27 protein-coding genes are annotated in these 26,240 nt (G+C 68.0%); 17 read left to right on the top strand and 10 right to left on the bottom strand.

Features of this window, described 5'->3' with window-relative positions:
• The first annotated feature begins 562 nt into the window (after window positions 1–562).
• The gene (locus tag EV646_RS34610) at window positions 563–1,369 is read left to right on the top strand and encodes a PhzF family phenazine biosynthesis protein (protein WP_132156252.1); all 807 of its coding nucleotides are present in this window, start codon (window positions 563–565) and stop codon (window positions 1,367–1,369) included.
• Here EV646_RS34610 and EV646_RS34605 read toward each other — a convergent pair.
• Window positions 1,366–1,986 carry a hypothetical protein gene (locus EV646_RS34605; protein ID WP_241996520.1) on the bottom strand — a complete coding sequence of 207 codons (621 nt, stop codon included), beginning with the start codon at window positions 1,984–1,986 and terminating at the stop codon, window positions 1,366–1,368. The genes EV646_RS34610 and EV646_RS34605 overlap by 4 nt on opposite strands.
• Window positions 1,987–2,338: 352 nt before the next feature.
• On the opposite strand from EV646_RS34605, the gene kdpF reads away from it, so the two are divergent.
• The 7 genes from kdpF to EV646_RS34570 all read left to right on the top strand — a co-directional run bounded on the left by kdpF (window position 2,339) and on the right by EV646_RS34570 (window position 10,929).
• Window positions 2,339–2,428 carry a K(+)-transporting ATPase subunit F gene (gene kdpF, locus EV646_RS34600; RefSeq protein WP_131363646.1) on the top strand — a complete coding sequence of 30 codons (90 nt, stop codon included), beginning with the start codon at window positions 2,339–2,341 and terminating at the stop codon, window positions 2,426–2,428.
• Complete coding sequence (gene kdpA, locus EV646_RS34595) at window positions 2,428–4,089, top strand: potassium-transporting ATPase subunit KdpA (RefSeq protein WP_132156248.1); 1,662 nt, start codon at window positions 2,428–2,430, stop codon at window positions 4,087–4,089. Before kdpF ends, kdpA begins: the two co-directional genes overlap by 1 nt.
• Window positions 4,086–6,167: a potassium-transporting ATPase subunit KdpB gene (gene kdpB, locus EV646_RS34590; RefSeq protein ID WP_132156246.1), complete on the top strand. Its 2,082-nt coding sequence runs from the start codon at window positions 4,086–4,088 to the stop codon at window positions 6,165–6,167. The genes kdpA and kdpB overlap by 4 nt, the downstream gene beginning before the upstream one ends.
• A gap of 13 nt (window positions 6,168–6,180) precedes the next feature.
• Window positions 6,181–6,759, top strand: a complete 579-nt coding sequence (gene kdpC / locus EV646_RS34585; RefSeq protein WP_132156244.1) for a potassium-transporting ATPase subunit KdpC — start codon at window positions 6,181–6,183, stop codon at window positions 6,757–6,759.
• 12 nt (window positions 6,760–6,771) lie between these two features.
• Window positions 6,772–9,336 (top strand): sensor histidine kinase, encoded by a 2,565-nt coding sequence (locus EV646_RS34580; RefSeq protein ID WP_132156242.1) that lies wholly within the window; start codon window positions 6,772–6,774, stop codon window positions 9,334–9,336.
• Complete coding sequence (locus EV646_RS34575; protein WP_132156240.1) at window positions 9,333–10,010, top strand: response regulator; 678 nt, start codon at window positions 9,333–9,335, stop codon at window positions 10,008–10,010. The genes EV646_RS34580 and EV646_RS34575 overlap by 4 nt, the downstream gene beginning before the upstream one ends.
• 76 nt (window positions 10,011–10,086) lie before the next feature.
• A complete protein-coding gene (locus EV646_RS34570; RefSeq protein WP_132156238.1) occupies window positions 10,087–10,929 on the top strand; it encodes a hypothetical protein in 843 nt (280 codons plus the stop codon).
• 171 nt (window positions 10,930–11,100) lie between these two features.
• Here EV646_RS34570 and EV646_RS34565 read toward each other — a convergent pair whose 3' ends face one another.
• Window positions 11,101–11,511 carry an SgcJ/EcaC family oxidoreductase gene (locus EV646_RS34565; RefSeq protein ID WP_132156236.1) on the bottom strand — a complete coding sequence of 137 codons (411 nt, stop codon included), beginning with the start codon at window positions 11,509–11,511 and terminating at the stop codon, window positions 11,101–11,103.
• A 278-nt stretch (window positions 11,512–11,789) separates the two neighbouring features.
• Window positions 11,790–12,752, bottom strand: coding sequence for a sigma-70 family RNA polymerase sigma factor (locus EV646_RS34560; protein WP_241996519.1), 963 nt, complete (start codon window positions 12,750–12,752; stop codon window positions 11,790–11,792).
• Between the two features lie 58 nt (window positions 12,753–12,810).
• On the opposite strand from EV646_RS34560, the gene EV646_RS34555 reads away from it, so the two are divergent.
• The gene (locus EV646_RS34555; RefSeq protein ID WP_132156232.1) at window positions 12,811–13,971 is read left to right on the top strand and encodes an SGNH/GDSL hydrolase family protein; all 1,161 of its coding nucleotides are present in this window, start codon (window positions 12,811–12,813) and stop codon (window positions 13,969–13,971) included.
• Here EV646_RS34555 and EV646_RS34550 read toward each other — a convergent pair.
• The 4 genes from EV646_RS34550 to EV646_RS40440 form a co-directional block, all read right to left on the bottom strand.
• Complete coding sequence (locus EV646_RS34550) at window positions 13,968–15,389, bottom strand: aromatic amino acid lyase (protein ID WP_241996518.1); 1,422 nt, start codon at window positions 15,387–15,389, stop codon at window positions 13,968–13,970. The two genes, EV646_RS34555 and EV646_RS34550, sit on opposite strands and share 4 nt — an antisense overlap.
• A gap of 161 nt (window positions 15,390–15,550) precedes the next feature.
• On the bottom strand, window positions 15,551–15,796 hold the full coding sequence (locus tag EV646_RS34545) for a type B 50S ribosomal protein L31 (RefSeq protein WP_132156230.1): 246 nt from the start codon (window positions 15,794–15,796) through the stop codon (window positions 15,551–15,553).
• Window positions 15,793–16,524, bottom strand: a complete 732-nt coding sequence (locus tag EV646_RS34540) for a GTP-binding protein (protein WP_241996517.1) — start codon at window positions 16,522–16,524, stop codon at window positions 15,793–15,795. The genes EV646_RS34545 and EV646_RS34540 overlap by 4 nt, the downstream gene beginning before the upstream one ends.
• 11 nt (window positions 16,525–16,535) lie before the next feature.
• Window positions 16,536–16,880 carry a hypothetical protein gene (locus EV646_RS40440; protein WP_241996516.1) on the bottom strand — a complete coding sequence of 115 codons (345 nt, stop codon included), beginning with the start codon at window positions 16,878–16,880 and terminating at the stop codon, window positions 16,536–16,538.
• 118 nt (window positions 16,881–16,998) lie between these two features.
• Here EV646_RS40440 and rpmG point away from each other — a divergent pair, with 118 nt between their 5' ends.
• Together rpmG and rpsN are read left to right on the top strand one after the other, a co-directional pair.
• Window positions 16,999–17,166 carry a 50S ribosomal protein L33 gene (rpmG, locus tag EV646_RS34535; protein WP_132156214.1) on the top strand — a complete coding sequence of 56 codons (168 nt, stop codon included), beginning with the start codon at window positions 16,999–17,001 and terminating at the stop codon, window positions 17,164–17,166.
• Window positions 17,167–17,472 (top strand): 30S ribosomal protein S14, encoded by a 306-nt coding sequence (rpsN, locus tag EV646_RS34530; RefSeq protein WP_132156213.1) that lies wholly within the window; start codon window positions 17,167–17,169, stop codon window positions 17,470–17,472.
• Window positions 17,473–17,557: 85 nt separating this feature from the next.
• Here the strand turns inward: rpsN and EV646_RS34525 are convergent, their stop codons facing one another.
• From EV646_RS34525 to EV646_RS34515, 3 genes are read right to left on the bottom strand one after another with little or no spacing between them, the layout of a single operon-like run.
• A complete protein-coding gene (locus tag EV646_RS34525) occupies window positions 17,558–18,316 on the bottom strand; it encodes an IclR family transcriptional regulator (protein WP_132156211.1) in 759 nt (252 codons plus the stop codon).
• Window positions 18,317–18,339: 23 nt separating this feature from the next.
• Window positions 18,340–18,552 (bottom strand): hypothetical protein, encoded by a 213-nt coding sequence (locus tag EV646_RS34520; protein WP_132156209.1) that lies wholly within the window; start codon window positions 18,550–18,552, stop codon window positions 18,340–18,342.
• Complete coding sequence (locus EV646_RS34515) at window positions 18,549–19,445, bottom strand: GNAT family N-acetyltransferase (RefSeq protein WP_241996515.1); 897 nt, start codon at window positions 19,443–19,445, stop codon at window positions 18,549–18,551. The genes EV646_RS34520 and EV646_RS34515 overlap by 4 nt, the downstream gene beginning before the upstream one ends.
• Window positions 19,446–19,549: 104 nt before the next feature.
• Here EV646_RS34515 and hutH point away from each other — a divergent pair, with 104 nt between their 5' ends.
• The 6 genes from hutH to EV646_RS34485 all read left to right on the top strand — a co-directional run bounded on the left by hutH (window position 19,550) and on the right by EV646_RS34485 (window position 26,233).
• Window positions 19,550–21,088 carry a histidine ammonia-lyase gene (hutH, locus tag EV646_RS34510; protein WP_132156207.1) on the top strand — a complete coding sequence of 513 codons (1,539 nt, stop codon included), beginning with the start codon at window positions 19,550–19,552 and terminating at the stop codon, window positions 21,086–21,088.
• A gap of 16 nt (window positions 21,089–21,104) precedes the next feature.
• Window positions 21,105–22,760, top strand: coding sequence for a urocanate hydratase (hutU, locus tag EV646_RS34505; RefSeq protein WP_132156205.1), 1,656 nt, complete (start codon window positions 21,105–21,107; stop codon window positions 22,758–22,760).
• A 137-nt stretch (window positions 22,761–22,897) separates the two neighbouring features.
• Window positions 22,898–23,896 (top strand): ABC transporter ATP-binding protein, encoded by a 999-nt coding sequence (locus EV646_RS34500; protein ID WP_132156203.1) that lies wholly within the window; start codon window positions 22,898–22,900, stop codon window positions 23,894–23,896.
• Window positions 23,893–24,552 (top strand): ABC transporter permease, encoded by a 660-nt coding sequence (locus EV646_RS34495; protein ID WP_132156201.1) that lies wholly within the window; start codon window positions 23,893–23,895, stop codon window positions 24,550–24,552. Before EV646_RS34500 ends, EV646_RS34495 begins: the two co-directional genes overlap by 4 nt.
• Before the next feature lies 1 nt (window position 24,553).
• Complete coding sequence (locus EV646_RS34490) at window positions 24,554–25,204, top strand: ABC transporter permease (RefSeq protein WP_132156199.1); 651 nt, start codon at window positions 24,554–24,556, stop codon at window positions 25,202–25,204.
• Window positions 25,205–25,282: 78 nt separating this feature from the next.
• On the top strand, window positions 25,283–26,233 hold the full coding sequence (locus EV646_RS34485; protein ID WP_241996514.1) for an ABC transporter substrate-binding protein: 951 nt from the start codon (window positions 25,283–25,285) through the stop codon (window positions 26,231–26,233).
• Window positions 26,234–26,240: the final 7 nt, after the last annotated feature.

Below are 26,240 nucleotides of genomic sequence, written 5' to 3'. Positions count from 1 at the left end.
CAACCGAGGACGACCACCACGAGCACCCATCACAACACCCCTTCAACCGAAAGGTGTTGCAATCACTCCTTGAGCCCGCCTGGGTTCCCCGCCCGAATACCGCCGGGGAACCCACCATTCGGTGGGTGGACCTATCAAATGAGGCGCCCTATCGGGGCAAAACCCTCCGCCGTCGGTCCCACCAGCTGCGGCGGCGGTCGACCGGGTGGCGCCGGGGTGGTGTTCGGGGTGTCGTGCCCACGTTGTGCACGGTTCGACCACGACACGCCGCCGCGCGATGGTCGAGGGGTGCACAAGGTGGTCGTTCACCGCGATGTCCCGCACCGACTCGGGAGTGACTGGGGAGCCTGGCTTGTCGATTCGGGTGGGTAGCGGTCCCCGAACCCGCGCGGGACCGGTCCGGCGGTGATCGCGCGGGGATTCCGGGCAGCTACCCGTGTATCGCGGCCGAGTTGAACGAACGACGACCCACACCGAGCAGGACAGCCATCAAAATGATGGTGGCCACTGGGTGGGGAAGTGGCTATGGATTCGGGCGTACGGCGGTTCTAGCGTCGGGCGCATGAGGATTCGGGTTGTCGACGCGTTTGCTGATCGTCCGTTCGGGGGGAACCCGGCCGGGGTGTGCTTGCTCGAGGCGGGGGAATGGCCGGACGCGGCGTGGATGCAGGCGGTCGCGGCCGAGATGAAGCACTCCGAGACCGCCTTCGCCAAGCCGGCGCCGGACGGCGAGGCGGACTGGGACCTGCGCTGGTTCACGCCGGCGAAGGAGGTCGTCCTCTGCGGGCACGCGACCCTCGCGACCGTGCACGCGATGGCCGCGGACGGGCTGGTGACCGGGAAGGTCAGCTTCGCGACGCTCAGCGGGGTGCTTATCGCCGAAGTCGACGACGGCTGGATCACACTCGACTTCCCGGTCAACCGGCCGATCGCGGTCGCGGTCCCGGACGGCCTCAGCGACGCGCTCGGGGTCGAGCCGGAGGCTGTCTACATCACCGGCGAGCTGCGCGACCTGCTCGTCGTACTGCCCGACGAGCAGACGGTCCGCGACCTCGAGCCCAATCTGGAGGCCGTCGCGGCGATCACCCGGCGGGAGGGGATCCGCGGCCTCACCGTGACCGCCCCGAGCGCGGAATACGACTTCATCTCGAGATTCTTCGCTCCTGGCAGCGGTATCCCCGAGGATCCCGTGACCGGCAGCGCGCACACCGGACTGGCGCCGTACTGGGCCGAGCGCCTCGGGCGGGACGAACTGGTCGGGTACCAGGCGTCCGCCCGAGGCGGGGTCGTCCGCGTCACCTCAGCCGCCGACCGCGTCTACCTCAAAGGCCAGGCAGTCACCGTGCTGGATGGTGAACTACTCGTCTAAGCCCAGGTCTCGGCGTGCGTCGCGACGCCGTTCGGGGCGATGAGTTCGGTGACGACGTCCTCGGCGTCGGCGTCGAGCGGCTCGAACGGCTGCTCCGGTACGACGTACGCCCGGGCGCCGGCGACCATCTCGATCCCGGGCAGCTCGAACCAGGCTTCACCGACCTCGCGGCTGATCTCGTAGATCGCCTGCTCGGCCGAGTCCACCGGCTCGGCCTCGGCGCTCTCGTCGAGCTCGGCCGGGTGCCGCTCCTGCGCCGCCCGGCCGGCCTCGAGCAGCGCGTCCAGGTCGACCACGCGCAGGTCGAACCGCGACACCACGCTGATCACCTGGTCCTGCTCGACCTCCTCGTCGTCCTCTTCTTGTACGTCGTCGTCCAGCAGCAGCGGCGCGGTGCCGGTGTGCTCGAAGACGGCGTCGTTCCAGCTCTCGACGAGCTCCTCGAGGGCCGCGTTCTGCTCGTAGAGGGCGGTCTGGTCCTCACCCGTCATCGCGAGCAGCGCCTCGGTGTGCGCCTGGAGCCGCTCCGCCAGCCGGCGACTCGCCTCAGCGAGCGCCTCCCGGGTCTCGGCGGAGAAGAACTGCTCAACAGGGGCGGTGATTTCAACATCAGTCACTTGGTTGTTCGTCTCTCGTCTTTTGGGTGCCAGCTGTCGCTGGCTGGTGGAAGAAAATACGCAGGAGTCAGGGGCGGTCCATCTGTGGGGCAGTGGTTGCCAGCCGTAAGTATGCGGACTCAGCGGCCGTAGACGAAGTCGTGTCCGCTATGAGTTCGGTGAGACCCACGAGACACGCCCGTCAGAGCGCCGTCAGAGGTCTGCGTGCCGGTGTGAGAGGCCTGTGAGAACACTCCTGACCCGGCAGTCAGCGGTGTGCAGTTGAACCCATGAGCACTGACGTGGGCTACCTGGCCCTGACCGTCGTCGTCTTCGCGGCCGTCTGGTTCGCGCTGCGTGGAGTGGAGAAGTTGTGAGCGCCGAAAACATCGCCGGTCTCGTGGTCGCCGTGGCGCTGGTCCTCTACCTAGTCGCCGCCCTGATCTTCCCCGAGAGGTTCTGATGTCCGACACCGCAGCCGGCCTGTTACAGGTCGGCCTTCTCGTCGCGCTCCTGGCCGCTGCTTACCGGCCGTTCGGCGGCTACATGGCCAGGGTCTACTCGTCCGGCAAGGACCTGCGGATCGAGCGCGGCGCCTACAAGCTGTTCGGCGTCGACCCGAAGGCCGACCAGACCTGGGCCGTCTACGCCCGCTCGCTGATCGCGTTCTCGGCCATCAGCGTCGTACTGCTTTATCTGCTGCAGCGGCTGCAGCACTACCTGCCGTTGTCGCTGGGGCTGCCGAGCGTCCCGTCCGGCCTGGCCTGGAACACGGCCGCGTCCTTCGTGTCGAACACCAACTGGCAGTCGTACTCGCCCGAGCAGACGATGGGCCACCTGGTCCAGTTCGCCGGGCTCGCCGTACAGAACTTCCTCTCCGCGGCCGTCGGCATCGTCGTCGCGATCGCGGTGATCCGCGGTTTCGCCCGGTCCAAGACCGACCGGCTCGGCAACTTCTGGGTCGACCTGACCCGGACCACGCTACGGATCCTGCTGCCGATCGCAGTCGTCGGCACCCTGGTGCTGGTCGCGATGGGCGTCGTACAGAACTTCTCCGGCGGGCACGAGGTCACCTCAGTGGTCGGCCAGACGCAGACCATCCCAGGCGGCCCGGTCGCCAGCCAGGAGATCATCAAGGAGCTCGGCACCAACGGCGGCGGCTACTACAACGCCAACTCGGGCCACCCGTTCGAGAACCCGAACCCGCTGTCGAACCTGTTCGAGATCTTTCTGCTGCTGGTGATCCCGGTCGCGCTGACCCGCACCTTCGGCCTGATGATCAAGGACAAGCGGCAGGGCTACGCCATCCTCGGCGTGATGGGCACCATCTGGGCCGCCTTCACCTTCGCCGCCACCTTCTTCGAGACCCAGGGCGCCGGTACGGCGACTCAGGCCGCCGGCGCGGCGATGGAAGGCAAGGAAACCCGCTTCGGCGAATGGGCGTCCGCGCTCTTCGCATCCTCGACCACCGGTACGTCGACCGGCGCGGTGAACTCCGCCCACGACTCGTTCACCCCACTCGGCGGCGGTACGGCGCTCTTCCACATGATGCTGGGCGAGGTGTCGCCAGGCGGGACCGGCACCGGCCTCTACGGCATGCTCGTGCTCGCCGTACTCACGGTCTTCGTCGCGGGCCTGATGGTCGGCCGGACCCCGGAGTACCTCAAGAAGAAGATCACCGCGCGCGAGATGAAGCTGGTTTCGCTCTACATCCTCACCACGCCGACGCTGGTGCTGGCCGGCGCGTCGATCGCGATGGGTCTGGCGGTGGCGCGGGCGTCGATCTTCAACACCGACAGCCCGCACGGCTTCTCCGAGGTCCTGTACGCCTTCACCTCGGCCGGTAACAACAACGGCAGCGCCTTCGGCGGTATCAGCGCGAACATCCCGTTCTACAACACCGCCCTCGGGCTGGTGATGCTGCTCGGCCGGTTCGTGCCGATGGTGCTGGTGCTGGCGCTGGCCGGCTCCTTCGCCCAGCAGCAGCCGGTCCCGATAACTCAGGGCACGCTGCCTACCCACAAGGCCTTGTTCGTGACGATGCTGATCGGCGTCGTACTGATTGTGACGGGCCTGACCTACTTCCCCGCACTCACTCTCGGACCCCTCGCGGAGGGACTGTGACCACGCTGTTGAAGCCGCCCGCACCTGCATCGGCGGCGATTCCGAAACGCGCCTCATCGGGCCTGTTCGACCCGAAGATGCTGCTCACCTCTTTGCCGGACGCGCTGCGCAAGCTCGACCCGCGGGTGATGGTGAAGAACCCGGTGATGTTCGTGGTCGAGGTGGGCGCGGTCGCTTCCACGATCCTGGCCTTCACCAACTCCAGCGTGTTCGTCTGGTGGATCGTGGTCTGGCTGTGGCTGACCGTCGTCTTCGCCAACCTGGCCGAGGCGGTCGCGGAAGGCCGGGGCAAGGCCCAGGCCGAGACTCTGCGCCGGGCGAAGACCGAGACCACCGCCCGCCGGCTCACCGGCGACGGTGGCGAGGAAGAGGTGCCGGCGACCGCATTGAGACTGGGCGACCTGGTCGTGGTCGAGGCCGGCCAAATCATCCCGGGTGACGGTGACGTGGTCGAGGGTGTGGCCAGCGTCGACGAGTCGGCCATCACGGGTGAGTCCGCGCCGGTGATCCGCGAGTCCGGCGGCGACCGCAGTGCCGTCACCGGTGGTACCAAGGTGCTGTCGGACCGGATCGTCGTGAAGATCACCACCAAGCCGGGGGAGAGCTTCATCGACCGGATGATCGCCTTGGTCGAGGGCGCGTCCCGGCAGAAGACGCCGAACGAGATCGCGCTGAACATCCTGCTGGCCAGCCTGACGATCGTCTTCCTGATCGCCACGGTCACGCTGCCGACGTTCGCGGCGTACGCTCACACGAACCTGAGCGTTGTCGTCCTGGTCGCGCTCCTGGTTTGCCTGATCCCGACCACGATCGGCGCGCTGTTGTCCGCGATCGGCATCGCCGGAATGGACCGGCTGGTCCAGCGCAACGTGCTGGCGATGTCGGGCCGGGCGGTCGAGGCCGCGGGCGACGTGAACACGCTGCTGCTGGACAAGACCGGCACCATCACACTGGGCAACCGGCAGGCGTCGGAGTTCATCCCGGTCGACGGTGTGACGGACACCGAGCTGGCCGACGCGGCGCAGTTGTCCAGCCTGGCCGATGAGACGCCGGAGGGCCGGTCGATCGTCGTACTGGCGAAGAACGGCTACGGGCTGCGGGAGCGGCACACCGGAGAGTTGCCGCATGCAACGTTCGTCGAGTTCACCGCGCAGACCCGGATGAGTGGCGTGGACGTGGACGGCCGGCAGATCCGCAAGGGCGCGGCCGGGGCGGTCAACGCCTGGATCCACGGCCAGGGCGGTACGACGGACCCCGCGCTCGGCGAGGTCGTCGACGGCATCTCCGCCTCCGGTGGTACGCCGCTGGTCGTTGCCGAGAGCATCAACGGCACCGCCCGGGCGCTGGGCGTGATCCACCTCAAGGACGTGGTCAAGGAAGGCATGCGGGAGCGGTTCGACCAGATGCGCGCGATGGGCATCCGGACCGTGATGATCACCGGCGACAACCAGCTGACCGCGAAGGCGATCGCCGAGGAGGCCGGGGTCGACGACTTCCTGGCCGAGGCGACGCCCGAGGACAAGATGGCGCTGATCAAGAAGGAGCAGGAGGGCGGCCGGCTGGTCGCGATGACCGGCGACGGCACGAACGACGCGCCGGCGCTGGCCCAGGCGGATGTCGGGGTCGCGATGAACAGCGGTACGTCGGCCGCGAAGGAGGCCGGCAACATGGTCGACCTCGACTCCAACCCGACCAAGCTGATCGAGATCGTTGAGATCGGCAAGCAGTTGCTGATCACCCGCGGTTCGCTGACCACGTTCTCGATCGCCAACGACGTGGCGAAATACTTCGCCATCCTGCCGGCCCTGTTCGCCGCGGCCTACCCGGGCCTGGCGAAGCTGAACGTCATGCACCTGCACTCGCCGGAGTCGGCGATCGTGTCGGCGATCGTGTTCAACGCGCTCGTGATTGTTGCGCTGGTGCCGCTGGCGCTGCGTGGCGTCCGGTACAAGCCGTCGTCGGCGTCCGCGATGCTGCGCCGCAACCTGCTGGTGTACGGCGTTGGTGGCCTGATCACCCCGTTCGTCGGGATCAAACTTCTGGACCTGGTGATCTCCTTGATCCCAGGGATCCGCTGAAAGGTAGTTGGTCATGGCAAGCAATCTCCCCGGCTCGGTCCGGCAGTTCGGGGTCGCAATCCGGGCCCTACTGGTCTTCACCGTTGCCCTCGGCATCATCTATCCCTTGGTGATGACCGGCGCGGCACAGGCGCTGTTCCACGGCAACGCCAACGGCTCGATCGTCAAGGTCAACGGCAAGGACGTCGCGTCCGACCTCATCGGCCAGACCTACGGCAAGCAGTGGTTCCAGACTCGGCCGTCCGCGGTCGACTACAACGCGATGGGCAGCGCGGCCTCACAGTACGGGCCGAACAGTCCGGAGCTGGTCAAGCTGATCGACCAGCGGCGGCAGGAGGTCGCGGAGCTCAACGGCGTCGATCCCTCCCAGGTGCCGCCGGACGCGGTGACCGCCAGCGGTAGCGGCCTCGACCCGGACATCAGCCCGGCGTACGCCGCAATTCAGGTGGATCGGGTCGCTCGGGAACGTGGGTTGTCCGTGGCTGAAGTCCAGAAGCTCGTCAAGGAGAACACCAAGGGCCGGACGCTCGGGTTCCTCGGTGAGCCTCGCGTGAACGTCGTGACGCTCAACAACGCCCTGGCCGCACTCTGAGAGAGTGGAAGCATGAGTAATCGCGGGCATCTGCGGATTTACCTGGGTGCCGCGCCCGGCGTCGGGAAGACCTACAAGATGCTGGGCGAGGGTCAGCGACGGCTGGACCGTGGCACCGACGTGGTGATCGGCTTCGTCGAGACCCACGGCCGGCCGCACACCGCCGCGATGATCGAGGGTCTGGAGCTGGTGCCGCGGCAGATCATGGACTACCGCGGCGCCAGCTTCACCGAGATGGACCTGGACGCCGTACTGGCGCGCCGGCCCGAGGTCGCGCTGATCGACGAGATGGCGCACACCAACGTGCCGGGCAGCCGGAACGAGAAGCGCTGGCAGGACATCGAGGAGGTGCTGGCCGCCGGGATCGACGTGATCTCGACGGTGAACATCCAGCACCTCGAGTCGATCAACGACGTGGTCGAGAAGATCACCGGCGTACCGCAGCAGGAGAAGATCCCGGATCGGGTGGTCCGGGCCGCCGACCAGATCGAGCTGGTCGACATGACGCCCGAGGCGTTGCGCCGGCGGATGGCGCACGGCAACGTCTACGCCGCCGACAAGGTCGATGCTGCCCTGGGCAACTACTTCCGGGTCGGCAACCTGTCCGCGTTGCGCGAACTCGCACTGCTCTGGCTCGCCGACCGGGTGGACGCCGGCCTGCAGCAGTACCGCGCTCAACATGACATCGACTCGACCTGGGAAGCCCGGGAACGCGTCGTGGTCGCGCTGACCGGCGGTCCCGAGGGCGAGACCCTGATCAGGCGTGCCGCTCGCATCGCCGCCAGGTCGTCCGGCGGTGACCTGCTCGCAGTCCACGTCGCCCGCTCCGACGGCCTGACCGGCGCCAACCCGAAGCGGCTCGCCGAACAGCGCAACCTCGTCGAGAGCCTCGGCGGTTCGTACCACCAGGTCGTGGGGGACAACGTCCCCGAGGCCCTGCTGTCCTTCGCCCGGGCCGAGAACGCCACCCAGTTGGTCCTCGGCGGCAGCCGCCGGTCCCGGGTGTCGTCGCTCGTCTCCGGTCCGGGCATTGGCGCCAGCACGATCCGCGACTCCGGCGACATCGACGTTCACATCGTCACCCATGCCGAGATGGGCCGCGGCCGGCTGCCGCGGTTGCGCGGCAGCCTGTCGCGGCGGCGCAAGATCCAGGGCTTCGTGCTCGGCCTCGTTCTGCAGCCCGTCCTTGCCGTGGTACTCGGGTTCGGTGGGGACAGCCTCAACCTGACCAGCAATGTGCTGGCCTTCCTGCTCGCCGTGGTCGTCGTGGCGCTGGTGGGTGGACTGTGGCCGGCGATGATGACTGCGGTCGTCGGCTCCGTCGTACTGAACTATTTCTTCACTCCGCCGACACGCACGTTCACGATCTCCGACTTCAACAATGTGCTGGCGCTGCTGATCTTCGTGCTGGTCGCAGCGATGGTGAGCTCGGTGGTCGACCGGGCGGCCAGACGGACCAGGCAGGCGGCCCGTGCCGCGGCCGAGTCCGAGACGCTGGCGACGCTGGCCGGGTCTGTTCTGCGTGGTGAGACCGCGCTGCCTGCCCTGCTGGAACGGGTTCGCGAGGCCTTTGGGATGACCGGTGCGTGCCTGATGGAGCGGGTGGACAACGACGAGCTGACCGAGGTCTGGCGACCCCTGGCCAGCGCCGGTACGACGACCTGCGCGCGACCGGAGGAGGGCGATGCGGAGATCCCTGGCCGCGACGATCTGGTCCTCGTCCTGCAAGGTCGCCAACTTGCCGCGGACGAGCGCCGCCTGGTCGGCGCCTTCGCCGCACACGCCGCCGCGCTGGTGGACAAGGCCCGCCTGAGCGAGGCCGCCGCGGAAGCGAAGCCCCTGGCCGAAGCGGACAAACTCCGTACGGCGTTGCTCCGGGCGGTCGGCCATGACCTCCGCTCGCCATTGGCGTCGGCGAAGGCGTCGGTGACGAGCCTGCGTAGCGACGACGTCGACTGGAGCGAATCCGAGCGGGCCGAGCTGCTGGAGACGGCGGACGAGTCGCTCGATCGCCTCTCGCGGTTGGTCGACAACCTGCTCGACCTGAGTCGGCTGCAGGCAGGCGTACTGCCCATCTTCACGCGACCGATGGCGCTGGACGAGGTGATACCCGGCGTACTGGCTGAGCTCGGTGACGACGGCGACAACGTGACTGTGGACATTCCGCACACGCTGCCGCTGGTCGAGGCGGATCCCGCGTTGCTGGAGCGGGTGATCGCGAACCTGGTGGCGAACGCGATCCGGTATTCGCCGGACGGGCGGCCGCCGCTGGTGACCGGGAGTGCGCTCGGGGACTCGGTGGAGGTGCGGGTGGTCGACCGTGGGCCGGGGATTCCGCGGGAGGACCGGGATCGGGTCTTCGCGCCGTTCCAGCGGCTCGGCGATACGGACAACACGGTCGGGGTGGGGCTCGGACTCGCGCTCGCGCGCGGTCTCACCGAGGCGATGAACGGCACGCTGCAGCCGGAGGACACTCCTGGTGGCGGCCTGACGATGGTGGTCGCAATCCCGACTGCAACACTCAAACCAGCCGACGCGCCGGTCCCTGGTGCCCGCGAACGAGAGGTACGCGAATGACGAGGGTCCTCGTGGTTGATGACGAGCCGCAGATCGTGCGGGCTCTGCAGATCAACCTGAAGGCGCGCGGGTATGAGGTCCACCTGGCCGGCAGTGGTACGGCGGCGTTGAAGGTGGCGGCGCAGAACCCGCCGGAGCTGGTCATCCTCGACCTCGGACTGCCGGACTTCGACGGCGTCGACGTGATTCGCGGCCTGCGCGGCTGGACCGAGGCGCCGATCCTCGTGCTGTCCGGGCGTACCGACCAAACGGACAAGGTCGAGGCGCTGGACGCCGGCGCGGACGACTACGTGACCAAGCCGTTCGGCATCGACGAGCTGCTCGCCCGGATGCGCGCCGTACTGCGGCGGAGCAACATCGCCCAGGATCAGCCGGTCGTCACGGTCGGTGGCGCGACGGTCGACCTGGCGGCCAAGCGCGTGACGTTGGAGTCCGGCGAGGACATCCGCCTGACGCCGACCGAATGGCATCTGCTGGAGGTCCTGGTCCGGCACCCCGGCAAGCTCATGTCCCAACGCCAGCTGCTCACCGAGGTCTGGGGCCCCGGCTACGAGACCGCGAGCGGCAACCTCCGCTTCTACATGGGCCAGCTTCGCCGCAAGCTGGAGCCCGATCCGGCCCGCCCAAAACACCTCCTCACCGAACCAGGAATGGGCTACCGCTTCGAACCGTGACGTTTACACGGCGATGGGGCAGGCCGATGTCCGTTTCGTTCAAGACTCTGTCGGCGGTCTGCGCCAAGGTGGAGGCATGGACATCTTCACCGCAGGTCGTGATTTCGTACGGCGGGACGCCCGGCTGCTCGAGGGTCGCCTCTTCGCCACCGTCTTCGAAGGCGCCGACCCACAAGGCGTGGTCGACGCGCTGCGCGGATACCAGAACCCGGACGGCGGCTTCGGTCACGGCCTCGAGCCGGACAAGCGATGCCCGGCGAGCCTCCCGCTGGACGTGGAGGTCGCCTTCGACACCCTGCTGGCTGCCGGTACGCGCGACGACGAGATGATCCGCCGAGCCGTCGACTGGCTGCAGTCGGTCGCGACCTCCGACGGCGCCGTCTCACTCTGCGCGCCGATCGTCGAGGACTACCCGCGGGCCGAGCACATCAGCGAGTGGACCTACCAGCCCGATCTCAACCCGACCGCCGGCCTCGTCGGCCGACTCCACAAGCTCGGCGTCGAACACCCCTGGCGCGACCAAGCCGCCGCCTGGTGCGCGACACAGCTCGCCAACGGCTTCCCCGAAGACGCCCACGGCATGCACGAGGTCCTCGAGTACCTCGAGCACACCGACAACGTCGACCTCGACCGGGTCCGCGACTGGCTCCCCAAACTCAACTGGTTCCGGGCCGACGCCGCCGACCCGACGTACGGCGTAACCCCACTCCACCTGGCCCCAGCCCCCGACAGCTTCTGGCGCCCCCTCTTCACCGACGCCCAACTCGAGGCTCACCTGGACCGCCTCATCACCGACCAGCAACCCGACGGAGGCTGGGCAATCACCTGGGAACCCCCAGGCCCAGCCTCCACCCTCGCCTACCGAGGCATCGTCACCGTCGCCGCCCTCAGGACGTTGAAGGCCTACAACCGTCTCTGACCGGCGAGGAGCTGCCGAATGGCGATTGCGGGCTGCGCCGGTAGCAAAGCGGCGACCATTCCAACAAGTGCCTGGGGCTTCACGCCGTTCGACCCCACGCTCGAACATCGGGGCCAGCGATGTCAGGCCGCTGCGCCACTACACACCTTCACCGCCGGTTACGGCGAAGGTTCACTGCGCCGGCGCCAGCACCGGGCTGTTGTGATAGGCGGCGATCAGCCACTGGCCGTCCCGCTTCTCGAAAACCCAGGTCGCGTTCACCTTGCCGGTGTCCGGAACCTCGGTCTGGCCGGGGAACAGGATGCCGGATTCGCTGATGACGATCGCGGCGTCCCTGCCGACGAAGCGGAGGCTGAGCTGCTTGTTGGAGGTCGAGCTGCCCTTGAGTGGCCCATCGAAGGCCAGGGCCATGTTCTCGCGGATTACCTCCCGGCTGTCGCGGAGCGAGCCGGGGATGATGGCGGTCGCGTCCGCGGTGTAGTTGGCGACCATGCCGGCAGCGTCGCCAGCTTCCCACGCTTTGTAGGAGTCAACCAGTACGGCCTGGATGGCGGCCTCGTCTGCCGCACGACTGTCTGACATCGGATTCTCCCTTGTGATCGGTTCGCCCGGGATATTCCGGCGAACTCGGGAATACATACCGTCGGCGGAGCCGGAACTCATCGCGCCCGCGAAAAAGATGTTGAGGCGTACTGATCCACGGCTCCCGTGGCGCCTTCGACGCCCTCGCCGGCCTACAGGCTCAGCCGCACTCCTGGCGGTACGGCGTCCAGTCGGAACAGACACCGACAGGTCCCCCACGCCAGGTCCGTGACCAGCCACCACCCCGGCCGCACTGGACGCCCGACGTTGCCAAGTCCCTAGGCGTCGAGTCTGGCCGCCAGACCGAAGGCCGCGAAGACCCCGGAATCTTGGAACACCGAATTCCGGCTGATGCCGTCGGCGGTGACCGTGAAGATCTGGAGCGTGTGCAGCTCGTATCCGCCACCGACGCGCCGGTATGCGGCGAAACCGGGCTGGCCGTTGGCGGCGACGATCTTCAGCTGCCAGTCCGTTCCGGCCTTCGCGAAGACCCATTCCATGAACAGGCCGTAGTTGCCGGGCCCGGTGAACCAGTTGAGCATCGGCGGCATCTCCATGAGCACGTCCTCGGTGAGCAGCCGCTTGAGCCCCTCGAAGTCGGCGTTCATGAACGCTTTCATGTAGCGCTCGACCCAGGCTCGCTGCTCGGCCTCGAGCGGCTCGCTGACATCTTCGTGCTGGATCCCGATCTCCTTCAGCCGGGTACGCGCCCGCTGTAGCGAACTGTTCACCGACACGACGGTGGTGCCGAGGATCTCCGCCGCCTCGGCCGCGGAGAAGCTGAGCACGTCACGCAGGATCAGTGCACCGCGCTGACGCGCCGACAGGTGCTGCAGGGCGGCGGCAAACGCCAGACGCAGACTGCTGCGGCCGATCACGGCCCCGGCCGGATCACCGCCGGTCAGCAACGAGTCCGGCAACGGCTGAAGCCAGGGCACGTTATCTCCCAGGACCAGCGGAGCGAGCGGCTCCGACTCGGCCACCAACCCCGACGGCAATGGCCGACGGCCATGGCCCTTCAATGCGGTCAGGCAGGCGTTCGTCGCGATCCGGTAGAGCCAGGTCCGGAGCGAACTACGGGACTCGTCGTACTGCTCCCGCGCCCGCCACGCCCTCAGGTACGTGTCCTGAACCAAGTCCTCAGCGTCGTGAACCGTGCCGAGCATCCGATAGCAGTACGCCAGCAACTCCGAACGGAACGGTTCGACCAGCCGATCGAAGCCTTCTACGTTCGTCGTCACACCCACGCCCCTTCTCTGCCCGATCAAGAGCACCGTACCCGAGTGACGGTGGCGGTGAGTGACGCCGGCAGCTTCGGCGTCTACTCCGGCCGATTGGGTCGGCAGCTGGGCCGTTGCCGTTACCCCGCCCGGTACGACGGGGCTGTCAGCGACTGGCGTCACCGACACCACGCTCCGCCAGGTTGCCCATCTATCAGTCGGTGGGCCTGAGCTGCGGTTGCGGCTCTCCAACGTCTACGGGACGACTCCGCTCGTCGTCGGCAAGGTGACGGTCACGCCGCGAGGTGCTGACTTGGCGGGTACGCCGACACTCGACCCGGCCACGCTGGTTCCGGTGCTGTTCGGCGGGCGCCCGTCGGTCACGATCCCAGTAGGTGCTGAGTGGGTGTCCGACCCGGTGCGCATCGCCGTACCGGATGACACCGACCTGGTGATCAGCACGTACTTCCCGGGCCCGACCGGTCCGCTGACTCAGCACCCGACCAGGTACGCGACCGGCTTCTCCGCCGCTGGTGACCAGGCGGCAGGCAACGGGTCGTCGTACCAGGCGATCCCGGGGATGGCTCGGTACATCATCGAGGGCGTTGACGTGAAGAGCCGGGTGCGCGGCTCGGTGGTGTTGTTCGGGGACTCGATCACCGATGGTGTGGTCTCGCCGATCGACCAGAACCTGCGCTACCCGGACCAGCTCGCCGATCGCCTGCTGGCCCAGCCGGCCTTCCGCGAGCTCGGCGTACTCAACGCCGGCATCAGCGGCAACCGCCTGCTGCAGAACGCCGGTACGGCGGGTGACTCGACGCTGGCGCGGTTCGACCGGGACGTGATCGGGCAGGCCGGCGTACGGACCGTCGTATTGCTGGAAGGCATCAACGACATCGGCAACAGCAGAGGCGCCACAGAGCCGGCAGACCTGATCGCCGTACATCGGCAGTTCATCCAGCGGGCGCATCAGGCTGGGCTCAAGGTGATCGGCGCGACGCTGACGCCGTACGAAGGTGCGGGCTACTACACGCCCGCGGGCGAAGCGGACCGGCAGGCGCTGAGCACGTGGATCCGGACGTCCGGTGAGTACGACGCGGTCGCCGACTTCGACAAGGCAGTCCGCGACCCGGCGAACCCGTCGAAGATGCTGCCGGCGTACGACGTCGGCGACCACCTGCACCCGAACGCCGAAGGCTTCAAGGCAATGGCCGCGGCCTTCGATCTCAAGCAGCTCTAGCCCGATTCGGCGGGATGCTCGACCTGGCGGTCGCCCCACTGCGTGAGCAGACCGCGGGCGATCTCCAGGTCTTCCCGCAACGACCGGTCCGCCAGATCGCCGGGCAGTGCGGCGAGGGCATCCGCCAGCCAGGGCCCGACCGCGGCCGGAGCGAGGTCCTCAGGTTCCAAGCCTGCAAGGCGAATCGCCCGTACGGCGGTCACCAGCTCGCAGGCCAAGACTTCTCTCAACGCATCGAGGAGTTGTGCAGTCAGTACGGCGGCCTGTGGCGCGAAGCTGGCGTGGTGCTCGGCCCCGCGCGACAAGGTCGCCGTACCAAGGGTCGCCGGCTGCGCGGATGAACGGACCGAGGCCAGCGCGTCGTGGGCGACGTACTCGATCATCATGACGCCCGAGCTCGCCTCGGCACCACTGGCCAGGAATCGGCTCAGCCCGGTGAACTCCGGGTCGACCAGATTCGCCACGCGGGAGGTCGACAGGGTGGCGACGCTGTGCAGGCTGAGCCGGAGTGAGTCGAGGGCGAGCGCGATCGGCATCGCGTGCCAGTTCCCGTTGTGCAGCACGGTGTCGCCGGCCACCAGCGGGTTCTCCGCGGACGCGTTGAGGTCGATCCGCAAACTGTTGCCTAGGACATCCACATGATCGACGGCCGGACCGAGCACCTGCGCGAACGCCCTGAGCCCAAAGGGATCCTGGACTCGAGCCGGCACGATCGGCAGGCTGTCCAGCAGTCCGCGCATCCGCCGCGCCGCCCGGACCTGACCCGGCTGCGGCCGCGCTTCGTGCACGCGGACGTCGTACACCTCGGCATTGCCTCGCAGCGCGACGTGCGACAGCGCTCCGACCAGCGGTACGACGTTGATCAGCGTGGCGGCCTCGATGTATGCGAGACAACACTCGGCCAAGGTGATGGCGTTGCTGGAGAGCAAGGGGAGGGCGCTCGTACCGTCGACGACATCGCCCAGGGCGAGCCCGAGTTCGGCGAGTGGGCCGAGGTCGCCGGTCCCGATCGCGCCGCCTCGGTGGAGGTCCGGCAGCTCGTCGTCGTTGAGCAAGGTAACGATCGCGTCGGCGACCTCGGGCTGCAGCCCGGAGCCGCCGGATGCGAGCTGGTTGACCCGGATCAGCAGCCCGAGCCGGACCACGTCCTTCGGGTACGACGTCGTACCGGTGGTGGAGTGCGACCCGAGCAGCCGGGCGCCGTGCTCAGGATCCGAGGTCAGTACGTCACGATTGGCGCCGACTCCGGTCGTCCGCCCGTACACCGGCCGATGTCGCGCGGCCTCGGCCACCGCCGCGGCCGACTCACTCATCCGCTTCCGCGCCTCGTCGCTCAGCCGTACGGCGGTCCGCCGCTGCCCGAGCGCGACAGCCTCCAGCGGCGTCAGCCCGACACCCGAAATCTCCACCGGCTCCACGTGCACAGTGTGGGTCTAACGACACCATCGGAGTAAGCGCCGCGCCCACGCCGCCGTCTGAGATCCGAGACAGATCGGCCTTCAGACATGCAATGGGGACCTCGGACATCTGATCAGATGTCCGAGGTCCCCACAACGTGTCCGAGGTCCGCTGGCTGCGGTCAGCTTTGCCCGTAGCGCTTCTTGAACTTCTCGACTCGGCCCTGGGTGTCCATCACGCGCTGCTGGCCCGTGTAGAACGGGTGGCTGGCGGACGAGATCTCGACGTCGACGACCGGGTAGGTGTTCCCGTCGGTCCAGTCGATGGTCTCGGTGCTCTCGCGCGTCGAACCGGTCAGGAAGCTGAAGTTCGCGGACTTGTCCCGGAACACGACCGGGCGGTACGCGGGGTGGATGTCGTTCTTCATGCAGCCGTACTTCCTTCCAGATAAGGGGCGAACGGATCGGTCAGTGCCCCGGCCGGTTCGTCCGCACGAAGGACACAACCATCCAGGCGGTCCCGTAATTCCCGGACGTTCAGCCCGACTCCGGTGATCGAGAGGTACGACGCCCGGTCGCCGTACTCCGGGTGCCACTCCAGCGCCGACCGGGCCTGATGCGCCTGGCCAACTGAGGGCCAGCGCTCGACCGGGAGGTCGGCCAGCCAGCGGCCGAGGACGCCGATCGCGATGTTCGTGCCGAAGCTGTCCCAGCCGAGCCGGTTCTGCGGTTGGGTCGCCAGCCAGACGGTTCCGCGGCCGCGCGCCGTACCCGCGACGAGATCTTCCAGGGCGTCGTACAGCCGCTCGGGGTGGAACGGGCGGTCGGACTGCCAGATCAGCGTCTGCACCGGGCCGTCGTCGTGCAGCGGCGCGACAATCGAGCCGGGCTCAGCGTCTGGAGCAGGCAGCCGTACGCCGAGCAGTCCGGCCGGGGTGGTCTTGACGAGCGCCTGTGGATTGAGGGCGTGAGCCAGAGCGCGGGCTGCCTCGTCGTCGCTGCTCAGGACGATCGCTTGGGCGTGCTCTAGTTGGTGGGCGATCACCTCGGCGATGGCCCGGCCGTCCTCGGCGGCGGTCGGGACGCCGCGCTCCTGGATCAGCTGGTCGCCGGTCAGGTCGTCGACCATCGTGCCGGTGTCGACCGTGGTGATCACAGCGTCGGTTTTTAGGTCGCTTTCCCCGGCGATCTCCGCGGCCAGCGCCTGCGTGTCCCCTTGCCGGGGACGGACACGATCGCGGCGTCGTACCGCTCGACTGCGGCGATGCTGACCAGCAGTTCGACCAGCGAACCGCGCATCGCGCAGGAGACGCAGGGATGGCCCATCCGGATCACGTCGCGGTCGATCACGCCGCCGGCGGTACGCGCGGTCCGTACCACGGACCCGCCGGTCAGACCGCTCACGTCGTACTCGACGAGGACGCCGCCCGGTCCCGCGGCGGCGAGCAGATTGCCCGCGACGGCGGCGCGGAACGGCTCGTCGACACCCGTCAGCAAGGTCACCGGAAGCATCAGCACTCCTGCCTTATTGAAAACGATAACCAGCACAACGTACACTCTGAACCGGAATAGCGGCTACCCGGCCGGCGTTAACGCTACCGAGGGTCGCGGTGACCCAGGAAAGGAAAGCATGGCCAAGCGCAACGACCTCCGCCCGATCGTCAAGCTGCGGAGTACGGCGGGGACCGGGTTCACCTACGTGACCCGGAAGAACCGGCGCAACAACCCGGACCGGCTGGTGATGCGCAAGTACGACCCGTCGATCCGCCAGCACGTCGACTTCCGCGAAGAGCGCTAAGTGGCGAAGACGAGCAAGATCGCGAAGAACGAGCAGCGCAAGCGGACGGTGGCGTTGTACGCCGAGTGCCGGGCCGAACTGAAGCGGATCATCGCGGACCCAAGCTCGTCCTTCGAGGCCCGCGGCGAGGCACAACTCAGGCTCCAGAAGCTCCCGCGCGACGCCAGCCCGATCCGCGTCCGCAACCGCGACGTCGCCGACGGCCGCCCCCGCGGCTACCTCCGCAAAGCCGGCATCTCCCGCGTCCGCTTCCGCACCATGGCCCACCGCGGCGAACTCCCCGGCATCACCAAATCTTCCTGGTAGTGCCCCACCCCGCGACGTGGATGCCGCGGGCCCGGGCAACAACACGACGGCCCTCCCCGAAGTCAGGTGGCTTCGCGGAGGGCCGTCAGCCGTGGAGGCGGCGGGTTAGGGCTGTGGCGGCTTGGCGGGTTCGGTGGGCTAGGAGGTGGCGGTCGGAGACGGGGACGGCGTCGGTGCGGAAGGTGACGCTGATGGCGGCGACCGGGTGGCCGGCGTGGTCGACGGCGGCGCTGGCGACTGAGGTGACGCCGGGGGAGATGAAGGAGTCCTCGACGGCGTAGCCCTGGCGTTTCTCATCGGCCAGGAGTCGCCGGAGCTGGGTGAGGGTGGCCGGTCCGCGGTCGGTACGTCGTACGAAGGCATCAGGGCTGGGGAAGAGCGCACGGACCTGAGCCGGCGGCAGCTCGGCGAGCAGGGCGCGGCCGGAGGCGGTGAGGGTGGCCGGGAGGCGTACGCCGACATCCGTGACGAGTGTGACCGGGCGGGGCGGCTGTTCTTTCAGCAGGTAGACGAGCTCCCGACCATGCAGTACGCCGAGATGCGCGGTCTGGCCGACCTCCGCCACCAGCTGGACCAGGAGCGGCCGGGCCAGCCGTTCGAGCGGATCGTGGCGCAGGTACGCCGAGCCGATCTCGAAGGCGGCGACGCCGAGGCCGTACCGCTTCTCCTCCGGCAGATGCACCACGAAACCCTCGTCGATCATTGCCCTCAGCAAGTGGTACGTCGACGAGCGCGGCAGGCCGACCGCGGAGGAGATGCGCTCCATCGGTACGGGCCCCGGTTGGGTCGCCAGGAAGGTCAGCACCCGCAGCGTCCGGGTCGAGGCGGGAACGTTGCCGCTCACAACGGCAGACTAACCGCCCTGTCTCAGATTCCGGACGATTGAGTGCTGTCTTTCTTCGCCCCGGTCTTGGGCCGGCCGCGACGCAGCCAGATCCGGAGTCCCTCGCCGGCCACCGCCAGCGCGAACAAGCCACCACCGACGGCCCAATCGAAGTACTCGTCGTCGGTCGCGACCAGCATCCCGACGGCCGCCGACACCACGAAGAAGAAGACGAGAACCAGCACCGAGCGGATCACAGCGTCTTCTCCGCGGCCCAGACGGTCGATGAAGCCCGGTACCCGAGCCACTCGTTCACCGCCAGCATCGGCGCGTTCGCCGCGTCGTTCCCGGTGTACGCCGTACTGAACCCGGCCTCCCGCGCCCGCGTCAGCGCCACCGACTTCGCCACCTTCGCCAGTCCACGACCCCGGTACGCCGGGATCGTGCCGGTCAGGTTCGACCAGATCACCCCGCGGTCGGGGTCCGCGGTCGTGCTGGCAAACGAAACGACCTGATCACCGTCGAGCACCGCGATGCTGAGGTCATGGCGCAGGTCGGGGTTGTGCCAGATGGCCGGCACCCATTCGTCGTACTGCGGTCCGGTCGACAGTCCGCTCGGGTCGTCGTGCCGGACAGCCTCCTCGGCGAGCCACAATTGCCGCGGCTCCAGCTCTCCGTAGTCGACCATCCGCAGACCGTGAGGCGCGGGCAGCGCAGTGGGCCCGGTGGTCAGGTCGGCCTGCGAGTGGCTCATCCGCCGGCTGATGGTGAATCCACGACGGGTCGCGAACCCCTTCGATTCGTCGTCGTCCCCGACGACGACCAGCAGCCGCGCGGCGCCTGCGTTCGACGCTTCCGCGATGACAGCGTCGGCCAAAGCGCCGCCGATGCCACGGCTGCGCACGGCGGGTGGAACCTGTACGGCGATCCGCACCCTTGGTGCCGTTTCGTCTGGAGCAGGGAGGTGAACGTTGCCGTAACCCACCACGTCTTCGCCGTCGACCGCGATCAGCACGATGCGGCTGCGGGCGATCTTCAGTTCGGCTTCGACACCGCGTGCCGTTTTCACCAATTGCGGCATCGCGGCCGCCCAGACCCGGGCGATACCTACCGCATCCTCCGGCCCCGCTGTCCGGATCTCGAACACCATTCCTCGACTCTAGTGCTCGGACGGGTCCAATTAAGTCTCAGATCTGAGACAGAAAGTGCACGGCGCTGCTGTCGGTTGCCGGTGCCGCGCGGTGCAATGTTCGGGTGAACGAAGTAATCGTAGGTGTCGGGCCGCTGGCCGCCGCTGATGTCGTCGCGGTGGCGAGGCATGGTGCCAGGGTCCGGATCGATGACCAGGCCCTCGAGGAGATCGCCAAGTCGCGGGCGGCGATCGAGGCGCTCGCGCATGCGGACACTCCGCATTACGGCGTCTCGACCGGATTCGGTGCGCTCGCGACCCGGCACATCGCGCCGGAGTTGCGCGCCCAGCTGCAACGCAGCCTGGTCCGCTCGCACGCGGCCGGCTCCGGACCCGAGGTCGAGACCGAGGTCGTCCGCGCGCTCGCCCTGCTCCGGCTCTCCACCTTGGCGACCGGCCGCACCGGCGTGAAGGTCGGGACCGCTCAGGCGTACGCCGGACTCCTCAACGCCCGGCTGACTCCGGTAGTCCGCGAGTACGGCAGCCTCGGTTGCTCCGGCGACCTCGCGCCCCTCTCGCACGTGGCCCTGGCCATCATCGGCGAAGGGCAGGTGCGCGATGCCGAAGGCAACCTTCTCGAGGCCGGCGACGCGCTCAGAGCGTACGGTTTGACGCCGGTCGTGCTGGCGGAGAAGGAAGGGCTGGCGCTGATCAACGGCACCGACGGCATGCTCGGCATGCTGGTGCTCGCGCTGGCCGACCTCGACCGTCTCTTCAAGACCGCCGACCTCGCCGCCGCGATGAGCGTCGAGGCGCAGCTCGGCACCGACCGCGTCTTCGCCGAGGATCTGCAAACGCTGCGGCCCCACCCCGGCCAGGCCTCCGCTGCCGCCAATCTGCGCGCGATCCTTGCCGACAGCGCGATCGTCGCGAGCCACCGCGGCCCCGAGTGCAACCGAGTCCAGGACGCCTATTCCTTGAGGTGTTCGCCGCAGGTGCATGGCGCCGCTCGCGACACTGCCGCGCATGCCGCCACAGTCGCCGGGTACGAGCTTGCAGCCGCGATCGACAATCCCGTCGTACTCCCGGACGGCCGGGTCGAGTCGAACGGCAACTTCCACGGTGCCCCGGTGGGTTACGTGCTGGACTTCCTGGCGATCGCGGTCGCGGATGTGGCCAGCATCAGTGAGCGCCGTACCGATCGCTTCCTCGACGTGGCCCGGAACCATGGGCTGAACGCCTTCCTGGCCGACGATCCCGGCGTCGACAGCGGCCACATGATCGCGCAGTACACGCAGGCCGCGATCGTGTCCGAGCTGAAGCGGCTCGCCGTACCGGCCAGTGTGGACTCGATCCCGAGCAGCGCGATGCAGGAGGACCACGTGTCGATGGGCTGGTCTGCCGCGCGCAAGTTGCGCAAGGCGATCGACGGCCTCCAGCGGGTCCTGGCGATCGAGATCCTCACCGCCGCGCGGGCGCTGGACCTGCGTGCACCACTAACCCCGGCGCCGGCGACCGCCGCCGTACGGGACGCCTTGCGCGCGTACGTCGAAGGGCCCGGAACCGACCGGCACCTCGCGCCCGAGATCGAGCACTCCGTCCGGCTGGTTGCCGACGGCACCTACTTGTCCGCTGTCCAGGCCGTCACCGGCCCACTGTCCTAGAAAGGCTGGATCACCCATGTCCGGACCCCGTCCCGTTCGCGCGCCCCGCGGTACCACCCTCACCGCCCGAGGCTGGCAGCAGGAAGCCGCACTGCGGATGCTGCAGAACAACCTCGACCCCGAGGTCGCCGAGCACCCCGACGAACTGGTCGTGTACGGCGGTTCCGGCAAGGCGGCCCGGGACTGGAACTCGTTCGACGCGATGGTACGCACGCTGACCACGCTGAAGGACGACGAGACGATGCTGGTGCAGTCGGGCCGCCCGGTCGGCGTCATGCAAACGCACGAGTGGGCGCCGCGCGTACTGATCGCCAACTCCAACCTGGTCGGCGACTGGGCCACCTGGGAGGAATTCCGCAAGCTCGAGGCGATGGGCCTGACGATGTACGGCCAGATGACGGCCGGGTCGTGGATCTACATCGGCACCCAGGGGATTCTGCAGGGCACCTACGAGACGTTCGGCGCGGTCGCGGACAAGAAGTTCGGCGGCTCGCTGGCCGGCACCATCACGCTGACCGCGGGCCTCGGCGGCATGGGCGGTGCGCAGCCGCTGGCGGTGACGATGAACGACGGTGTGGCGATCTGCATCGACGTCGACGAGTCCCGCATCCAGCGCCGCATCGAGCACCGCTATCTCGACGTACGCGCGTCCTCCGTGGACGAAGCGCTGCGACTGGCCGAGGAGGCGAAGGCGGCGCGGAAGCCGTTGTCGATCGGTGTCCTGGGCAACGCTGCGACGATCGTCCCGGATCTTTTGCAGCGGGGCGCTCCGATCGATGTGGTCACCGACCAGACGTCGGCGCACGACCCGCTGATGTACCTGCCGATCGGGATCGAGTTCGAGGACTGGACCACCGCGCGGGAGAAGGATCCGGCCGGGTTCACCGAGCGGGCGCAGGAGTCGATGGCCAAGCACGTCGAGGCGATGGTCGGCTTCCAGGACGCCGGCTCCGAGGTGTTCGACTACGGCAACTCGATCCGCGACGAGGCCCGGAAGGCCGGTTACACCAGGGCATTCGAGTTCCCCGGCTTCGTGCCGGCGTACATCCGGCCGTTGTTCTGCGAGGGCAAGGGCCCGTTCCGGTGGGCGGCACTGTCCGGCAACCCGGCCGACATCGCCAAGACGGATCAGGCGATCCTTGATCTGTTCCCGGACAACGAGCACCTGACCCGGTGGATCAAGATGGCCGGCGAGCGGGTCGCCTTCCAGGGACTGCCGGCGCGGATCTGCTGGCTGGGTCAGGGCGAGCGGGACAAGGCCGGTGTCCGGTTCAACGAGATGGTTGCTTCGGGCGAACTCGAGGCCCCGATCGTGATCGGCCGGGACCACCTCGACACCGGAAGCGTCGCGTCGCCGTACCGGGAGACCGAAGGAATGCTGGACGGCTCGGACGCGATCGCGGACTGGCCGTTGCTGAACGCAATGGTGAATGTGGCCAGCGGCGCGTCCTGGGTGTCGATCCACCACGGCGGCGGTGTCGGCATCGGCCGGTCCATCCATGCCGGCCAGGTATCGGTTGCTGATGGCACCGAGTTGGCCCGGCAGAAGCTGGAGCGGGTGCTCACCAACGACCCGGCGATGGGTGTCATCCGGCACGTCGACGCCGGCTACGACAAGGCGGCCGAGGTGGCCGCGGAACGGGGTGTCAGGGTTCCGATGCAGGAATCCTGACAACTAAGTGCGACCGTGGCATTCCCTACCGCTATGGTGCACTTTCCGGGGAACGAGATACCGCTCAATCGCGTGGCATCGGTCTCTCGTTCCGCTAGGGTCGATCGGGCGACCGACGACGAGCGCGAAGGGGCGCCATGATCGAGTTCGAGGACGTCACCAAGCAGTATCCGGACGGCACCGTCGCCGTCGACACCTTGTCCCTGCGGATCCCCAGCAATGAGATCACTGTGTTCGTCGGGCCTTCGGGCTGCGGCAAGACCACGTCTCTGCGGATGATCAACCGCACCATCGAGCGCACCTCCGGGCGCATCTCGATCGACGGCGAGGACATCAACAGCAAAGACGCGGTCGCACTGCGGCGCGGCATCGGCTACGTGATCCAGCACGCCGGGCTGTTCCCGCACAAGACCGTGGTCGACAACATCGCGACCGTGCCGAAGCTGCTCGGCTGGGACAAGCGCAGGGCCCGTACGACGGCGATGGAGTTGCTCGAGCGCGTCGGCCTCGACGTGAAGCTGGCCGAGCGGTATCCGGCCCAGCTGTCCGGTGGCCAGCAGCAACGAGTCGGCGTCGCCCGGGCCTTGGCCGCGGACCCGCCGATCATGCTGATGGACGAGCCGTTCAGCGCGGTCGACCCGATCGTCCGCAACCAACTGCAGGAGGAACTCCTCCGCCTGCAACGCGACATCGGCAAGACCATCGTCTTCGTCACCCACGACATCGACGAAGCCATCAAGCTCGGCGACAACGTCGCCATCCTTCGGGTCGGCGGCAAGCTGGCGCAGCTCGCGCCGCCGTCTGAGCTCCTCGCCAACCCGGTCGACGACTTCGTCCGGGACTTCGTCGGCCGGGACCGTGGCTACCGCGCCCTCACCTTCGTGCATCCCGACGAGCTGCCGGTGAAGCCGTTGCCGGCCGAGCTCGTGCTGGACGACGCCGGCGCTCCGGTCGGCTGGCGCACGGACCACGAGGTGCAGCCCGTCAACGCTGTGTACAAGCAGGGTGATTCGTTGCGCGCCGCGCTGGACGCCGTACTCACGTCACCGAACGGCTGGGGCGTCTGTATCGATGCCAACGGCCGCGCCGTCGGCATCGTCGACCAGGTGATCGTCGCGGAGGCTTTGCGATCATGACCTGGATCGGCGACAACCTCGGGCTGATTTGGGAACAGTTGCGCGAGCATCTCTATCTGGCGATCCTCCCGGTCATCCTCGGGCTGCTGATCTCGGTGCCGCTCGGGTACGTGGCCACGCGGTTCTCCTGGCTGGCGAACCCGCTGATCGCCTTCGGCGGTGTGCTGTACTCATTGCCGTCGATCGCGCTGTTCATCGTGCTGCCGGCGATCCTCGGCACCAAGGTGCTGTCCACGGTGAACATCGTCGTGGCGCTGACCATCTATACGGTCTCCCTGCTGATCCGCAACGTGATCGACGGGCTCCGGTCCGTACCCGCGGAGGTCCGGCAATCGGCGGTCGCGGTCGGCTACGGCTCCCTGCATCGATTGGTCGCGATCGACCTGCCGATCGCCGTACCGGTGATCTTCGCGGGTCTGCGCGTCGTCACCGTCGCGAACATCTCGATGGTGAGCGTCGGCGCGGTGATCGGTATCGGAGGCCTTGGCGAGCTGTTCACGCTGGGCTTCCAGAAGGACTTCCTGACCCCGGTCGTGGTGGGCGTGGCGCTGTCACTGCTGCTGGCGCTGGTCGCGGACCTGATCTTGGTCGGTCTGCAGCGGGTCCTCACTCCGTGGGCCCGAGTCATCCACACCCCGCCGGTGGAGGTGGCCTGACATGTGGGAATACCTGAGTGACTCCTACAACTGGTCCGGCCCGGAAGGGATCTGGGCCCGGATCCTGCAGCACCTCTGGTACACGTTTGCCGCGCTCGGGTTGTCGACGCTGATCGCGCTGCCGATCGGGCTGCGGATCGGGCACACCCGGCGCGGGGCGTTCCTCGCCATCAACCTCGGCAACGCGGCCCGGGCGCTACCAAGCCTCGGTTTGCTGATGCTCGCCGTACTGCTGACCGACCAGATCGGCTTCCTGCCGGTGCTGATCGCGCTGGTCGCCCTCGGTATCCCGCCGATCCTGGCCTCGACGTACGCCGGTCTGTCCGGTGTCGATCCGGCCACGATCGACGCCGCCCGGGGGATGGGGATGACCGGTCGCGAGATCCTGACCAAGGTGGAGATCCCGATCGCGATGCCGCTGATCATCTCCGGGGTGCGCGGCGCGACCCTGCAGATCGTCTCGACCGCGACCATCGCCGCGCTCGTGTCCCTCGGCGGCCTCGGCCGATACGTGGTCGACGGGCTGAAGCTCCGCGACTTCCCACAGATGTTCACCGGCGCCCTGCTGGTGGCCCTGCTCGCCATCGCTCTGGACCTGCTCTTCGCCGTGCTCGGCCGGGTCGCCGTCTCCGACGGGCTCAAGGTCGACTGAACTGTCCGACGTACCTGGTCAACTGAACCTGATGAACCTTTTGTTCCGCCCCACCGAACCACCCATCGGCATCCGTCGATGGCTGACGAGACAATGGAGGCTCTCGTGTTGAGATCCACGCTCATCCGTACTGCGATCGCCGGGGTGGCGGTGCTCGGCCTGGCCGGTTGCGGCGGTGGCGGCGACCAGCTCGGCGACAGCAACGCGGGCTCAACCACCGCGCCGGCCGAGGTGAAGAGCATCACCGTCGGCTCCGCCGACTTCTCCGAGAGCCAGCTGCTGGCGGAGATCTATGGCCAGGCGCTCGCGGCCAAGGGCATCGAGGTGAAGAAGAAGCCGAACATCGGCAACCGCGAGACCTACATGGCCGCGATCAAGGACGGCTCGGTCGACCTGGTGCCGGAGTACACCGGTGCCGCGCTGGCCTACTTCGACAAGAACTCCACCGAGACCAGCGAGGACGGCGCCTACGACGCGCTGAAGAAGGCGGTCTCGCCAGGGCTGGAGATCCTGGACAAGTCGCCGGCGGCCGACGAGGACACCATCGTGGTGACCAAGGCGACCGCGGACAAGTACAGCCTGAAGTCGCTGGCCGACCTCAAGGGGAAGGACCTGGTCGCGGGCGGTAGCTCCGAGTTCAAGGTGCGCTCGGCCGGTTTGAAGGGCCTGAAGGAGAAGTACGACGTCGACTTCAAGAACTACCTGACGCTCGACGCCGGCGGTCCGCTGAGCCAGAAGGCCCTGCTGGACAACAAGATCCAGGTGACGAACCTGTTCACCACCCAGTCGATCATCAAGGACGAGGGGCTGGTCCAGCTGGAGGACCCGGAGAACATCCTCCCGCCGAACAACGTGGTCCCGCTGATCCGGACCGACCACAAGTCCGACGCGATCGCCGCGACGCTGAACGCCGTCTCGGCCAAGCTGACCACCGACGACCTGACCGACATGGTCAAGCGGATCGACGTCGGCAAGGAGAGCGCGGACGCGGTCGCCAAGGACTGGCTGTCGAAGAACCCGCTGTCTTGAGTTTCGA

It is taken from the genome of Kribbella antiqua (genome assembly GCF_004345665.1).
GTDB lineage: Bacteria > Actinomycetota > Actinomycetes > Propionibacteriales > Kribbellaceae > Kribbella > Kribbella antiqua.
This window is presented reverse-complemented; position numbering and strand designations above follow the sequence as displayed.